General features: G+C 70.1%; 16 protein-coding genes. 10 read left to right on the forward strand and 6 right to left on the reverse strand.

Translation table 11 applies throughout. The features are described from left to right. Positions 1-545 (reverse strand): HNH endonuclease (locus V7D28_RS09280; protein WP_333587099.1); only part of this gene is annotated, 545 nt, incomplete at its 3' end. Between the two features lie 470 nt (positions 546-1,015). On the opposite strand from V7D28_RS09280, the gene V7D28_RS09285 reads away from it, so the two are divergent. The 3 genes from V7D28_RS09285 to V7D28_RS09295 all read left to right on the forward strand — a co-directional run bounded on the left by V7D28_RS09285 (position 1,016) and on the right by V7D28_RS09295 (position 3,474). Then, positions 1,016-1,639 (forward strand): TetR/AcrR family transcriptional regulator, encoded by a 624-nt coding sequence (locus V7D28_RS09285; RefSeq protein WP_442957915.1) that lies wholly within the window; start codon positions 1,016-1,018, stop codon positions 1,637-1,639. A gap of 69 nt (positions 1,640-1,708) precedes the next feature. Next, a complete protein-coding gene (gene gluQRS, locus V7D28_RS09290; RefSeq protein WP_333587101.1) occupies positions 1,709-2,557 on the forward strand; it encodes a tRNA glutamyl-Q(34) synthetase GluQRS in 849 nt (282 codons plus the stop codon). Continuing rightward, positions 2,554-3,474 carry a DMT family transporter gene (locus tag V7D28_RS09295; protein WP_333587102.1) on the forward strand — a complete coding sequence of 307 codons (921 nt, stop codon included), beginning with the start codon at positions 2,554-2,556 and terminating at the stop codon, positions 3,472-3,474. The genes gluQRS and V7D28_RS09295 overlap by 4 nt, the downstream gene beginning before the upstream one ends. Here the strand turns inward: V7D28_RS09295 and V7D28_RS09300 are convergent. The 3 genes from V7D28_RS09300 to bioF are packed head-to-tail and all read right to left on the reverse strand — an operon-like array spanning position 3,465 to position 6,738. Then, positions 3,465-4,883 carry a protein adenylyltransferase SelO gene (locus V7D28_RS09300; protein ID WP_333587103.1) on the reverse strand — a complete coding sequence of 473 codons (1,419 nt, stop codon included), beginning with the start codon at positions 4,881-4,883 and terminating at the stop codon, positions 3,465-3,467. The two genes, V7D28_RS09295 and V7D28_RS09300, sit on opposite strands and share 10 nt — an antisense overlap. A 32-nt stretch (positions 4,884-4,915) precedes the next feature. Next, on the reverse strand, positions 4,916-5,575 hold the full coding sequence (gene bioD / locus V7D28_RS09305) for a dethiobiotin synthase (protein WP_333587104.1): 660 nt from the start codon (positions 5,573-5,575) through the stop codon (positions 4,916-4,918). Then, complete coding sequence (bioF, locus tag V7D28_RS09310) at positions 5,572-6,738, reverse strand: 8-amino-7-oxononanoate synthase (protein WP_333587114.1); 1,167 nt, start codon at positions 6,736-6,738, stop codon at positions 5,572-5,574. The genes bioD and bioF overlap by 4 nt, the downstream gene beginning before the upstream one ends. A 108-nt stretch (positions 6,739-6,846) precedes the next feature. On the opposite strand from bioF, the gene V7D28_RS09315 reads away from it, so the two are divergent. Together V7D28_RS09315 and V7D28_RS09320 are read left to right on the forward strand one after the other, a co-directional pair. Further along, positions 6,847-8,049, forward strand: coding sequence for an adenosylmethionine--8-amino-7-oxononanoate transaminase (locus tag V7D28_RS09315; protein WP_442957916.1), 1,203 nt, complete (start codon positions 6,847-6,849; stop codon positions 8,047-8,049). 9 nt (positions 8,050-8,058) lie between these two features. Next, positions 8,059-8,466 (forward strand): globin, encoded by a 408-nt coding sequence (locus tag V7D28_RS09320; protein ID WP_333587106.1) that lies wholly within the window; start codon positions 8,059-8,061, stop codon positions 8,464-8,466. A gap of 21 nt (positions 8,467-8,487) precedes the next feature. Here V7D28_RS09320 and V7D28_RS09325 read toward each other — a convergent pair whose 3' ends face one another. Both V7D28_RS09325 and V7D28_RS09330 read right to left on the reverse strand, forming a co-directional pair. Further along, a complete protein-coding gene (locus tag V7D28_RS09325) occupies positions 8,488-9,420 on the reverse strand; it encodes an alpha/beta hydrolase (protein WP_333587107.1) in 933 nt (310 codons plus the stop codon). Positions 9,421-9,530: 110 nt separating this feature from the next. Beyond that, entirely contained in the window at positions 9,531-10,967 is a 1,437-nt protein-coding gene (locus tag V7D28_RS09330; RefSeq protein WP_333587108.1) for an aldehyde dehydrogenase family protein, read from the reverse strand. A 401-nt stretch (positions 10,968-11,368) separates the two neighbouring features. Here V7D28_RS09330 and V7D28_RS09335 point away from each other — a divergent pair, with 401 nt between their 5' ends. The 5 genes from V7D28_RS09335 to V7D28_RS09355 all read left to right on the forward strand — a co-directional run. Next, entirely contained in the window at positions 11,369-12,103 is a 735-nt protein-coding gene (locus tag V7D28_RS09335) for an SDR family oxidoreductase (protein WP_333587109.1), read from the forward strand. 39 nt (positions 12,104-12,142) lie between these two features. Continuing rightward, complete coding sequence (gene folB, locus V7D28_RS09340) at positions 12,143-12,553, forward strand: dihydroneopterin aldolase (protein WP_333587110.1); 411 nt, start codon at positions 12,143-12,145, stop codon at positions 12,551-12,553. Between the two features lie 5 nt (positions 12,554-12,558). Then, a complete protein-coding gene (locus tag V7D28_RS09345; protein WP_333587111.1) occupies positions 12,559-13,086 on the forward strand; it encodes a hypothetical protein in 528 nt (175 codons plus the stop codon). Between the two features lie 72 nt (positions 13,087-13,158). Beyond that, entirely contained in the window at positions 13,159-13,557 is a 399-nt protein-coding gene (locus V7D28_RS09350) for a DUF4870 family protein (RefSeq protein WP_333587112.1), read from the forward strand. 128 nt (positions 13,558-13,685) lie between these two features. Further along, the coding region (locus tag V7D28_RS09355) for a hypothetical protein (protein ID WP_333587113.1) at positions 13,686-13,973 on the forward strand (288 nt) is incomplete at its 3' end.

The raw sequence follows: 13,973 nt of genomic DNA on the forward strand, positions 1-13,973 counted from the left end.
ATGTCCCAGTAGAGGTAGTCGAGCCAGCTCTGGTGGAGATAGTTGGGCGGGAAGCGGCGACCCCGTTCCTGCAGCTCCTGGGCGTGCGGGCGCCGCGCAGGGGTGAAGGGGCGCATGCCGGCTTCCTGCGGGGTGCGGCCGCCCTTGGCCAGATTGCACCGGGCGCAGGCGGTGACGATGTTCTCCCAGCTGGTGCGACCGCCGCGGGAGCGGGGCACCACGTGGTCGAAGGTCAGATCCTCGGGCGATCCGCAATACTGACAGGCGAAGCCGTCGCGCAGGAACAGATTGAAGCGGGTGAAGGCCGGGGGCCGGTCCTGCGTCACATAGCTCTTGAGCGACACCACGCTCGGCAGCTGCATGGAAAAGGACGGGGAGCGGATCACCTGGTCATAGGTGGACACCACATCCACCCGGTCGAGGAAGACCGCCTTGATCACCTCCTGCCAGGGCCAGAGGGACAGGGGATAGTAGCTGAGCGGCCGGTAATCGGCGTTGAGCACCAGGGCGGGCCAGCCGGACGGCGCATGCTGGATCACCTGCATGGACACATCCCCAGACCGACCGCAGCCAGAAGCGGATTTGGGTAAGCACAGAGACTGAAGACGGAACTCCTCTATCTCGTGTGAAGCCGCCTGGAACGGGCTTTCAACCCGATCATAGGCCCGATTCTATGACGGCTCCATGGCAAGCTTCGCGGGGACTTCCGACAAAAAAAAGGGGGTCCGGCCGGACCCCCTTTGGAGAGACAGATGCTGGGAGGCCGTTCAGGCCAGGGCCACGATGACCGCGAGGCCGACCATGGCGCTGAGGGCCACGAAGAGGGCCGGAGCCAGACGGTCGAACACGCGCTCAGCGGCCGAGATCGAAGCGAGAGACATGACACACACCTTTCAGTTGGAACCCCAGGGGAGTGGGGCGAGATCGTTATTTGAACAACGCTAAGATAGCGCCGATCTGAGCGGCGTCAAGATGATCTTTACGCCGCTCAGATAAACAATTACACATAGCTGGCATGAGAGAATCGGTGAGCCCCAAGCCCCGCCCCTATCACCATGGAGACCTGCGCCGGGCGCTGGTGGAGGCGGCCTGCCGCCTGCTCGACGCCGAGGGTCCTGGCGCGCTGTCCCTGCGCGCCGTGGCGCGGGAGGCCGGCGTGAGCCCGGCCGCCCCCTATCACCACTTCAAGGACAAGGGCGAACTGCTGGACGCCGTCGCCCATGAGGGCTGGGAAAAGCTGGACGAGGCCTTCCAGGCCGCCGGAGCCGAGGCCCACGGGGTGCGCGATCGGGTGGTGGAGCTTGGCGTGGCCTATGTGCGCTTCGCCCGGGCCCATCCCGACCTCTATCGCATCATGTATGACCGTTCCCGCGACCAGGCCGACATGCCCGAGCACGTCCACGAGCATGAGGGGAGCGCCTATCAGCGGGTGAAGACCGTGCTTCTGTCGGCCGGCGCCGATCCCGCCGACGAAGAGGGGCTGGAGCTCGCCACCATCGCCTGCTGGTGCGCGGCCCATGGTCTGGCCGAGATGAGCGTCTTCAAGAAGTTCGAGCCCCTGAAGGCGGCCCTGGGCGGGGAGGAGGCCTTTCTCCGCGGGGTCCTGGGGCACCTGGGCGTCTATACCCGTCACGCTTGAGGCCCGGTTGGCGCGTCGCGGCGCACGAGCTGATTCCGCAAGGCGCGCTCCTCCTCTAGAGACACCTTCGTGTCCAGCTTCATCACCCGCTTCGCCCCCTCGCCCACCGGCGACCTGCACCGGGGCCACGCCTATTCGGCGCTGCTGGCCTTCGAGGCGGCCAGGGCGGCGGGCGGGACGTTCCTGCTGCGGATCGAGGACATCGACTCCACCCGCTCGCGGCCGCAGTTCGAGGCCCACATCCTGGAGGACCTGGCGTGGCTCGGCCTCCGTTGGCCCGAACCGGTTCGCCGGCAGTCCGAGCACATGGCCGACTATGAGGCGGCCCTGGAGCGCCTGCGATCTGCGAACCTCGTCTATCGCTGCTTCCGCACCCGGCAGGAGGTGGCGCAGGCCATGGCCTCCGCCCCGCACGGACCCATGGAGGCCTATCAGGGCGCGCCTCTGCCGACCGATGAGGAGGCGGAGCGCCTGGCCCGGGGTGAGCCGTTCGCCTGGCGGCTGTCGCTCGCAGCCGCCCTGGAGCACCTGGGCCCTCGCCTGCCCCTGACCTTCCTCGAGGAGGGCTCCGGTCCCGCGGGCGAGACGGGCGAGATCCGCGCCCGTCCGGCGCTGGGCGGAGACGTGGTGCTGGCGCGCAAGGATGTGGGGGTGGCCTATCATCTGGCCGTGGTGGTGGATGACGCCCTGCAGGGGGTGACGCACGTGATCCGGGGCGAAGACCTGTTCGAGGCCGCCCATGTGCAGCGTCTGCTTCAGGCCCTGCTCGGCCTGCCCACCCCGGTCTATCGCCACCACCGCCTGCTGACCGGGCCCGACGGCCGGCGTTACGCCAAGCGTGACCGGGCCGAGACCCTGCGCGCCCTGCGTCAGGCGGGCGGCTCGCCGGAGAGCTTGCGCCGGGAGCTGGGACTTTGAGCGCCGCGCCGACGCCCGAGAGCTCCACCCCCGTCGCCTCCGGCCGGGCCCTGGGCGTCCTGATCTTCGGCGCCGTGGTGATCGGCTTCGTGCCCATCCTGGTGCGCCTTTCGGACACCGGGTCGGCGGCGGCGGGCTTCTGGCGGCTGGCCTTCGCCCTGCCCCTGCTGGCGCTGATCGCCGCCCGCAGCGCCTCGACCCCCGGCGGAGGCCTCGGCGGGGCGCCTTCGCGCCTGGCCATGATCGCCGGCGCCATGTTCGCCCTGGACCTGGGGTTCTGGCACTACGGCATCGCGCTCACCTCGGTGGCCAACGCCACGGTGCTCACCAATCTCACCCCGGTGGTGGTGACCGCCTTCGCCTGGATCTTCCTGGCCCAGAAACCGCGGAAGCTGTTTCTGCTGGCGGTGGGTCTGGCCATCGGCGGAGCGGGCCTGATGGCGGCGGCGCGCGGCGGGGCGGCGGGTCCTTCGCCTGGCTGGGGCAACGCCGCCGCGGCCCTGACCGCCCTGTGGTACGCCTTCTATTTCCTCGCCGTCAGCGCCGCCCGGCGCACCGAGGCCGCCACCCGCATCATGTTCTGGTCGAGCCTGACCGGAGCCCCGCTGTTGCTCCTGGCCGCCCTGGCGCTGGGCGAACCGATCCTGCCGGGCAGCCTCGGGGGCTGGGCGGCCTGCGCAGGCCTTGGCCTGCTGCATGTGGCCGGCCAGGGGTCCATCGCCTGGGCGCTGGGCCGCCTGCCCCCGGCCACGGCGTCCGTCGTCGTCCTGATCCAGCCCCTGGTGGCGGCCATCGCCGGCTGGATCCTGTTCGCCGAGGCCCTGGGGCCGCTCCAGGCCCTTGGGGGCGCCATCACCCTGGGCGGCGTCGCCCTGGCCCAGTGGAGCGCCCGGCCCAGGCCGCCGGTTCAGTCATAGAGGTCATAGGCCAGGCGCGCCTCTTCCAGGGACGCCATCTTGGCCTCGAAGGCGCTCCAGCCGTCATCGGCGGCGATCCTGGCCCAGATGGCTTCGATCTCGTCATAGATAAGTTCCTGAGGCTCCGGCCGCTGGAAGTAGGGCTGATCGGCGGCGCCGGGCTTGGCGGGCGCATAGGGCCGCAGGAGGGTGCGGAAGGCCTGAAAGGCCTCACCCTCATAGATCGGCCCGCGGGGGCCGGCCAGGGCGCGGGCCTCGCCCCCGCCGAACCAGTCGAAGAAGAAGGGCTCCCACCTGAGCGCCTCGCCCCCTTCGGCCAGGGCCTTGAAGGCCGCCTGCACCAGTGCGGCGTCGGTTTCCGGACCGCGCCCCTTCAGGCCCAGGCGGCGGCGCACCGCCCGCGCCAGTTCGGCGCGATAGGCCCCGCCAAACAGGTTAAGGGCCGCCACCAGGCTCTCCTCATCGCCGGCCAGGGTCAGGCACCCGCCCAGCTGACGCAGATTCCAGAACACCGCCTCGGCCTGCCGGCCGAAGCTGTAGAGGCCCGACTGGTCGAAATAGGCGGCGACGAAATTGGGGTCGTTACGCGGCAGGAAACGATAGGGGCCGTAGTCGAAGCTCTCGCCCGTGATGTTCATATTGTCGGTGTTGAGCACCCCGTGGACGAAGCCCGCGGCCATCCAGGCGGCCGTGGTCCGGGCCATGCGCCCGCACACCGTCTCCAGCAGGGCCGCCGGCCGGTCCGCCGCGCCCTCCAGTTCGGGGTAATAGTGGGCGATCACATAGTCGATGAGGGCCGCAATGCGGTCGGCGCGCCCCTCGAAGGCATGACGCTGAAACGTCCCGAACCGGATGTGGCTGTGTTGCAGGCGCACCAGGACGGCGCTGCGGGTGGGGCTGGGCTCGTCATTGCGCTCCAGCGCCTCACCGGTCTCGATCACCGAGAAGGTGCGGGAGGTGGGAACACCCAGGGCCTCCAGCATGGCGGTGGCCAGGGCCTCGCGCACCGCGCCCTTGAGCGTCAGCCGCCCGTCGCCGAAGCGGGAATAGGGCGTCTGACCCGACCCCTTGGTCCCCAGGTCCAGCAGCCGGCCCGAGCCGCATTCGCGGAGCTGGGCGAACAGAAAGCCCCGCCCGTCGCCCAGGTCGGGATTGTAGGTGCGGAACTGATGGCCGTGATAGCGCAGGGCGAGCGGCGGATCGAGATTGTCCGGCAGGGGCGAGAACCGGCCGAAATGGGCGATCCACTCCGCATCGGTCAGGGTATCCAGGCCCACCAGATGGGCGGCGCGGTCGTTGCGGTAGCGCAGGTCGGTGCGAGGGAAGTCCGCCGCGCGCACGGGATCGGCGAAGCCTTCGCCCAGATCGGGAAACCGCGGGTCCGGCTCATAGAGCGAACTGACAGGCATCCGCAGGTCTCCTTGCGCTGGCGAGCGAGGCCTCAGACCAGGTTCTCGGCCCAGTCGATGGCGTCTCGGGGGACGGGGACGATCCTGACCCCTTGGGAGAACCTCTGCAAATCGGCGACGGTTTCGTCGAAATCCGGCGCATCGGCCGAGGCGTCCTGGCTGACCGCCAGGGCCTGCACCTTGAGCCCCGCGGCGCGCACCACCGACAGGGCGGTGAGGTTGTGGCTCATGGCCCCCAGATAGGAGCCCCCCACCAGCAGCACGGGCAGGCCGAGCGCCTGCATCAGGTCAAGGTTGAGACCATCCTCGGCCAGGGGAGACATGACGCCGCCGGCGCCCTCCACCAGCAGCAGGTCGGCCCTGGCCGCCACGATCACCGCCCGGCAGGCCGCCACGATCCCGGACAGCTCCAGGCGCACCCCCTCACGCCGGGCGGCCATGGGGGGCGACAGGGCTGCGGCGAAACGCAAGGGCGACACGGCCTCCAGTCGCGCGGCGTCCAGGGGCTCCCCCATGGCGGCGATCAGGCGGCCGGGGTCGCTGGCCTCCCAGTCGTCGGCGGAGATCCCGCTCACCACCGGCTTGAAGGCGGCCACCGACAGCCCCTTGGCGCGGGCGGCGCTCAGCAGGGCGCAGGCCACATAGGTCTTGCCCACATCGGTATGGGCGCCGGCCACAAAGAGCGCGGTCATCGGCGGGGCTCCAGCAGGGGCCGGATCAGGTCGGCCAGACGGTCCACCTCGGCGTCGGGGTGGGCGGCGGTGAAGGCCAGGCGCAGGCGCGCGGCGCCCGCCGGCACGGTGGGCGGCCGGATGGCCACGGCCAGGAAGCCCTCGGCCTCCAGCCGCGCCATGGCGTCCAGAGCGGCCTGGGCCTCGCCCAGCATGACCGGCACGATGGGGCTCTGGGCCGGCGGCAGGCCCGCGGCCTCGGTGAAGCGGCGCGCCTTCTGCAGGGGCTTGGCGGTCAGGTCCGGGTTGGAGGCGACGATCTGCAGCGCGGCGCGGGCGGCCGCCGCGCTCGCCGGCGGCAGGCCGGTGGAATAGACGAGGCTGCGCGCCCGGGTCTTCAGCAGATCCACCACGTCCTTGGACGCGCAGACATAGGCGCCATATCCGCCCAGGGCCTTGGAGAGGGTGCCCATGGCCAGGTCGATCCGGGCCTCCGGGAACAGGGCGGCTGTCCCGCGCCCCTCAGCCAGAACGCCCAGGCCGTGGGCGTCGTCCACCAGCAGCCAAGCGTCATGGGCGCGAGCCAGGTCGCTGAGCGCGTCCAGGGGCGCGATGTCGCCATCCATGGAGAAGACGCCGTCGGTGGCGATCAGGGCATGACGCCCCTCCCCCCGGCTAAGGGTCAGGCGCCGCTGGAGGTCGGCCATGTCGTTATGGGCGAAGACCTGGACCAGAGCGCCAGACAGCTGGGCGCCGGCGAAGATGCAGGCATGGGCGAGCGCGTCCACGAAGATCACGTCCCCCGGCCCGACCACCGTCGGGATGGTCCCCACATTGGCCAGATAGCCCGACCCGAACAGACAGGCGGCCGGCATCGCCTTGAAGTCCGCCAGGTCCTGCTCCAGCGCGCCCAGCAGGGGATGGTCGCCGGTGACCAGCCGCGAGGCGCCGGCCCCGGCGCCGTAGCGATCCACCGCCTGGGCCGCGGCGGCCTTCACCCGCGGGTGGTGCGAGAGGTTGAGATAGTCGTTGCACGAGAAGGACAGCAGCCGTCGCCCGTCGCGCTCCAGATAGAGGCCGTCCAGGCGATGGGTGGGGTTCAGGCGCCGCCGCAGGCGACGGCTCTCCAACTCGTCGAGCTTGGTCCGGGCGAAGGCGGAAAGACTGTCGGTCACCGCGCCGATATGCACGAGGCCGCAGCGGGGTTAAAGCGGGGACGCATCGATCGGGAGGCTGAATTGACCGACTGGCTCAGCGCAGGCGCGCCCCATGTCTGGCGCCCCTACTGCCAGATGAAGACCGCGCCCGCCCCCCTGGCGGTGGCCCGCACCGAGGGCGCGCGGATCATCCTGGAGGACGGCCGGGAACTGGTGGACGGCATCGCCAGCTGGTGGACCGCCTGCCACGGCTACAACCACCCTCACATCGCCCGCGCCGTGGCCGACCAGCTGGCCCGCGCGCCCCATGTGATGTTCGGCGGTCTGGCCCACGAGCCCGCCTATCGCCTGGCGCGGCGGCTGGCCCAGATTCTGCCCGGCGACCTCGACCATGTCTTCTTCGCCGAGAGCGGATCGGTGTCGGTGGAGATCGCCATGAAGATGGCGATCCAGTTCTGGATCAATCGCGGGGTCCAGGGCCGCTCGAAATTCGTCAGCTTCCTGGGCGGCTATCATGGGGACACCCTGGCCACCATGACCATCTGCGACCCGGAAGAGGGCATGCACGGCCTGTTCGCCGGGGTCATGCCGGCGCAGCATGTCACCGCCCTGCCGGTGGATGAGGCCTCGGAGGCCGCCCTGGACGCCCTGCTGCGCGAACGGGGCGGGGAGATCGCCGCCCTGATCGTCGAACCGCGGGTGCAGGGGGCCGGCGGCATGCTGCTGCATGACGACGAGGTGCTGCGGCGGCTGCGGCGGCTGGCCGACCGGCATGAGGTGCTGTTGATCTTCGATGAGATCTTCACCGGCTTCGGCCGGACCGGCGACCTGTTCGCCTGCCTGGGCGCCGGCGTGACGCCTGACATCATCACCCTGTCCAAGGCCCTGACCGGCGGCGCCCTGCCCCTGTCGGCCGCGGTGGCCAACCGCAAGGTCTTCGAGGCCTTCTGGTCGGACGACCCAGGCGCCGCCCTGATGCATGGCCCGACCTATATGGGCAACCCCCTGGCCTGCGCGGCGGCCAACGCCTCCCTGGACCTGTTCGAGGACGGCGCCTGGCGGGGCGAGGTGGCGCGGATCAACACCGCCCTGGCGCAGGGCCTGGCGCCCTGCCGCGACGCCAAGGGGGTGGTCGATGTCCGCACCCTGGGGGCCATCGGGGTGGTCGAATTCGATCACGTGCTGGACTCCGGCGCCCTGTCCCAGCAGTTCGCCGCCCTGGGCTGCTGGATCCGGCCCATGGGCAGGGTGATCTATCTGACCCCCCCTTTCGTCACCTCCGATGCGGAGCTCGACCGCCTCACCGGCGCGGTTCACAAGGTGGCGGGACTAGGTTAGACAGGACCCATGGATGCTCAGGCCCTGATCGACTCCCTGGACCGCGTGGCCGAGCGCAGCGCCGATCCTGCGCCGGAAGTCTATGCGCGCCTCTTCGCCCGCCATCCCGAAATGGAGGCCCTGTTCGTCCGCGACACCCAGGGCGCGGTGCGGGGGCAGATGCTGGCCCAGGCGGTCGAAACCCTGCTGGACTTTGCCGGCGCCAGGACTTTCGCCCCCAACATGCTGCGCAGCGAAGTGCACAACCATGCGGACATGGGGGTGCCCCCGGAGGTCTTTCCCGCCTTCTACCTGGCCATGTCCGAAGCCTTCGCCGAGACCCTCGGCGAAGACTGGACGCCGGCCATGCAGGACGCCTGGAGCGCATTTACCGCCGAGGTCAGCCGCCTCGTCGCGGCCGAGGCGGCCCGCTTCTGACAACCTGTTGGGACCTCAAATCTAGCCGATGGCCGCCTTCAGCCGCTCAGCCGTCTCCTTCACCGCCTCGCCCACGGCCGGGGAGATGTCCGACATCAGGAAGAAGTCGTGCACCAGGCCGGGATATTCCACGTGCTCGGCGCGGACGCCGGCGGCGACCATGCGCTGGGCGTAATCCCGGCCCTCGTCCTTCAGGGGATCATAGCCGGCGGTGACCACCAGGGCCGGGGCGACGCCCGCGCAGTCGGCCTTGCCCAGAAAGGCGCGGCTCGCCTGCGGGTGGCCCTGGGCCGCCAGGCACTTGTCGAACCAGGCGATGGCCTGCTTGGTCAGGATCGGCCCGTCCAGGGCCTGGCGCGAGGCGGTGTCCTGTTCCGGCCAGATGCCCGGGTAGAGCAGCAGCTGGAAGGCGACCTTTCTCTCGGGATCGGACTTCAGGGCCAGGGCCGTCGAAGCGGCCAGATTGCCGCCGGCCGAATCGCCGCCCACCGCGATGCGGGACCGGTCGAAGCCGATATCCTCGGCGTGGTCGAAGGCCCACTTCACCGCCGCCAGGGCGTCGTCATGCCCCGCGGGGAAGGGATTTTCCGGCGCCAGGCGATAGTCCACCGCCAGGACCCGCACGCCGGCCAGGGCGGCCAGGCGTCGACAGTGACCATCATGGCTCTCCAGGTCGCCGATGACGAAGCCCCCGCCGTGGAAATAGACCAGCCCTCCGGTGGCGGCCGCCGCGCCGTGGGGCGTATAGAGGCGGGCAGGTATCTCGCCGGCGCCGCCGGCCACCCACAGGTCGCGGACGTCCACAGCCTGGGGCGGGTTCTGGTCGCTGGCCTTGCGCTGCATCCGGTAACCCACCCGGACCATTTCCGGCGGCAGGGCGTCCAGGGGCGGCGGCGGCTGTCCTTCGGCGGCCTTGGCCTGGGCGTCCACCATGGCCTGGAGATGCGGATCCATCATCGGCGTCATCCTCGCTTGAAACTCTGTTCGCCCTCTGGCCGGGGCTGGCATGAAAACGGCCCCCGGCGCGAGGCCGGGGGCCGTGCAACCGGGTCAGACGAACCGGCCTATTCCGCGGCTTCCTTGGGCGCGTAGCCCATGACCGCCTTAACCTCCAGGAACTCGTGGAAGGCGAAGTCGCCCCACTCGCGCCCGTTGCCGCTCATCTTGTAGCCGCCGAAGGGGGCGGTCATGTCCGACGCGCCGTTGATCGACACCTGGCCGGCGCGCAGGCGCGAGGCCACTTCGCGGGCCTTGGCCAGATCGGCGCCGTTCACATAGGCCGCCAGGCCGTACTCGGTGTCGTTGCCGATCTCGATGGCCTGATCGACGCTCTCATAGCCGAGGATCGACAGGACGGGACCGAAGATCTCCTCGCGGGAGATGGTCATGTCCGGCTTCACATTGGCGAAGACGGTGGGCTTCACGAAGTAGCCCTTGTCGATGCCCTCGGGACGACCGACGCCGCCGGCCACCAGGGTGGCGCCTTCGTCGATGCCCTTCTGGATCAGGCTCTGGATCTTCTCGAACTGGGTCTCGGAGACCACGGGACCCAGCATGGCGTTGCCGGTGGGGTCGCCCACCGTGATCTGGCTGGCGGTCTCCTTGGCCACGGCGATGGCCTCGTCCATCCGCTGGGAGGGGACCAGCATGCGGGTGGGCGCGTTACAGGACTGGCCGGAATTGTTCATGACGTGACGCACGCCGGCGGCCACGCTCTTGGTGAACACGTCGTCGTCCAGGACGATGTTGGGGCTCTTGCCGCCCAGTTCCTGATGGACGCGCTTGACCGTCGGGGCGGCGTTCTTGGCCACCTCGATGCCGGCCCGGGTGGAGCCGGTGAAGGAGACCATGTCCACTTCCGGGTGGCTGGAGAGCGGCACGCCCACGCCCAGGCCGTCCCCGTGGACCATGTTGAACACGCCGGCGGGAACGCCCGCCTCGTGCATGATCTCGGCGAAGATCTGGCCGCTGAAGGGGGCCACTTCCGACGGCTTCAGCACCATGGTGCAGCCGGTGGCCAGCGCCGGGGCCACCTTGCACATGATCTGGTTCAGCGGCCAGTTCCAGGGCGTGATGAAGCTGCAGACGCCGATCGGCTCCTTGACGATCATCGTCGTGCCGCGGTCTTCCTCGAACTTGAAGTCCTTGAGGATGTTGATGGCCGTGGCCAGGTGGCCCATGCCGGCGGGCACCTGGGCGCGCTGGGCCAGGGAGGCCGGGGCGCCCATTTCTTCGGTCACCGCCGTGGCCAGATCGCCGAAGCGCTTCTGATACTCGGCCAGGACGCGCTGCATGATGTCCAGGCGTTCCTCGCGGCTGGTGCGCGACCAGCTGGCGAAGGCCTTGCGGGCGGCCTTGACCGCCTTGTCCACATCGGCCGCGCCCCCCAGGGCGATCTTGCCGGCGACGGCCTCGGTGGCCGGGTTGATGACGTCCAGCGTCTTCAGCTCGACGGGCTCGACCCACTGGCCGTCGATGTAGAACTTCAGGTACTCGCGCATGCCGTCCCTCCTGGACCCTAATCATTTGTCGGCGCGCGGCTTCATGACGGCCCGCGCAGTTTCAAACAGGCATTTTAGTGATCGCCGTTCACCAAGGAAACGGCAATCGCAGGCGGGCGCCGAAATTCGCGCCAGGAATTGGCGCCGGCCTGGGCTGTAAGGTGGCCCGGCCCTTCGCCGGCCGCAACCACCCGCGCGCCTTATTCGCTCATGGCGGGGGGCCGGCGCGGGTTGCGGGCCGGCCCCGCCCTCGCTAAAGCCGGAACAAGACTTCTGCGGAGAGACCCTCATGGCCGCCATCCTCACCATCCTGATCTTCATCGTCGCCATCGGCGCGCTTAACATGTTCGAGTTCGGCCGGATCGACTGACCCCTCAGGCTTGGGCGAGCGGCTGAGCGCCGTGCCTGATTCCGCGCGGGGCGCGGCCCTGGTCACCGGCGGCGCCCGCCGCATCGGCAAGGCCCTGGCGCTGACCTGCGCCCAGGCCGGATATGACGTGGCCATCCACTGCCGCCGGATCGACGACGACGCCGAGACCACGGCCGCCGATATCCGCGCCCTGGGCCGCCGCGCCCTGCTGGTCACCGCAGATCTGCGCAACGAGGCCGAGACTGCGCCCCTGGTCGGGGCGGTGGAGGCCGAACTTGGGGCGGCCACCCTGCTGGTCAATTGCGCCTCGGTGTTCGAGGATGACAGCTTCGCCGGCATGAACCGGCATTCCTGGGACCTGCACATGGAGACCAATCTCCGCGGTCCCCTGGTCCTGGCCCAGGCCTTCGCCCGGCGGGTCGTGGGCGACCACCGCGGGCTGATCGTCAACATCCTGGATCAGCGCGTCCTGCGCACCCGGCCGGAATTCTTCTCCTATTCGCTCAGCAAGGCCGCGCTTTGGGAGGCCACCCGCATGATGGCCCTGGCGCTCGCCCCGCGCATCCGCGTGAACGGCATCGGCCCAGGTCCGGTCCTGCAGTCCATCCACCAGACCCCCGACGACTTCGCCGCGGAGGCGGCCGCCACGCCCCTGGCCCGCCCCGTGGACCCGGCCGAGATCGGTCAGGCCCTGGCCTATCTGATTGACGCTTCGGCCGTCACAGGCCAGATGATCGCCGTCGATTCAGGCCAGCATCTGGCCTGAGCGCCCGACACCCCTTTCCCCCAGCGGAGGGCTCAACGCTTGGCCCTGTCCCCCGTCACCGACTCCCTGCCGCCGGACGCCGCCGGCTCAGTGCGGGTGGTGGCCACCAAGATCTTCGTCTCCGGCCTCAAGGTGGACGCCCAGGTGGGCGTCTACGCCCATGAGCGCGGACGCACCCAGCCCCTGATCCTGGACGTGGAGCTGGACGCCGCCACCGCCAGCCCCACCCAATTGTCGGACACGGTCAATTACGAACTGGTGGCCGAAGCGGCCCGGACCCTGGCGGCCTCTGGCCATATCGGTCTGGTGGAGACCTTCGCCGAGGCCGTGGCCCAGGCCTGCCTGGTCGATCCCAGGGTCAGCCGCGCCCGGGTGCGGGTGGACAAGCCCCAGGCCCTGGCCCCCCACGCCGCCAGCGCCGGGGTCGAGGTCGTGCTGGTCCGGACCTGACCCCCATGAGCCTCGTCCACCGCGCCCGCCTCTCGCCCCTGTCGCCGGAGACGGAGTGGAGGCTGGACGACGGCGTTCTGATCGAGACCCGCGGCCGCAAGACGCGCCGCCTGCCGCTGGCCGAGCTTCGCCGGATCGACGTCAGCCAGGGCCTGGCCGTGGCCGCCTTCCGCCGCGGGCGGGTGCGCATTCCCGCGGGCAGCTTCGCCTCCGGCCTCGCCACCGAAGACCGCCGTGAGAGCTTCACGGCCCTGACCCAGGCCCTGGCGGCGCAGGGGGCGGCCAGGGCGCCCCGGCTCCAGGTCGCGGCTCGCGGGGCGGCGGGCTGGCGCGACGCCGTCGTCTGGATCATCGCCCTCAGCGCCTCGGGCGCGGTGGCCATCCTCTTCGCCGCCGCGGCCATGGGCGCCCTGGCCCTGGGTCTGGCCCTGGCCGCGCGGCTGACCTTCGCCCTGATCCTGGCCCTGGCCGTGTGGCCCTGGCTGGATCGCGGCGCCGCGCGGGATGGAACGCGTCGGATAAACGCGAATTAAGGTGCAGGTCGGGGCGATTGGGGCCAGGATCAGACCGATCGCCGAGCCCGCAAGATCCATGGAGCCCGCCAGATGAGCGAAGTCGCCACGCCCGCCGTTCAGCCCGAAGACCGCACCATGCCCGCCGTGGTCTATGGTCTCTACCTGATCGGCATCGCCAACATTCTGACGATCTTCATTGGACTGATCATCGCCTATGCCAATCGCGCCACGGCTGGTCCGATGATGGCCTCGCACTACACCTTCCTGATCCGCACCTTCTGGCTGTCCATCTGGTGGTTCGTGATCGGCGGCGCCCTGGTGCTGGTGGGGATTCCCCTGTCGCTGGTGCTGGTGGGCATTCCGGTGGTGGTCCTGGGCGCCTTCATCATGGGCGCGGTGGGGCTGTGGTTCGTGCTCCGCTGCGTGGTGGGCGTGGTCTATCTGGCCAAGGGCGAGGTCTATCCCCGCCCTTTGAGCTGGCTGATCTAGAGGCGCCTGCCCATTTTCCAGGCGCCGGCCGGGCGTCGGGCTCCCCCGCAGGTTGCGCGTGGTTGAGGCCCCGTCAGCCCTCCCCGCAAGCTTGGCCTTACCGAAACGACGGCGGTCGGGGGGAGCGGATGCTGGGTCGTGTGGCGGGACTGGTGCTGGGCCTGGGGCTGATGGGCCTGGCCATCGCCGTCCTGCAGCCGGCCGGGCTGGAGGGACGTCTCCCCCCGATTGAACTCTCGGCTTTTGAATCCGTGCGAACGGGCGTGGCCCTGGCGCTGGGGCTGCTGGGGGTGAGCCTGGCCCTCGCCGCGCTCGTGCGGCGAGGGCAGACCGTCGCGCGCGCCGAACGCAGCGAGCCTGTGATCTTCCGGTTCGAGCCGGACGACGAGGCTCAGACCTTCGCCCCGGACCAGGAG

The sequence above is a fragment of the Phenylobacterium sp. genome (assembly GCF_036723115.1).
GTDB lineage: Bacteria > Pseudomonadota > Alphaproteobacteria > Caulobacterales > Caulobacteraceae > Phenylobacterium.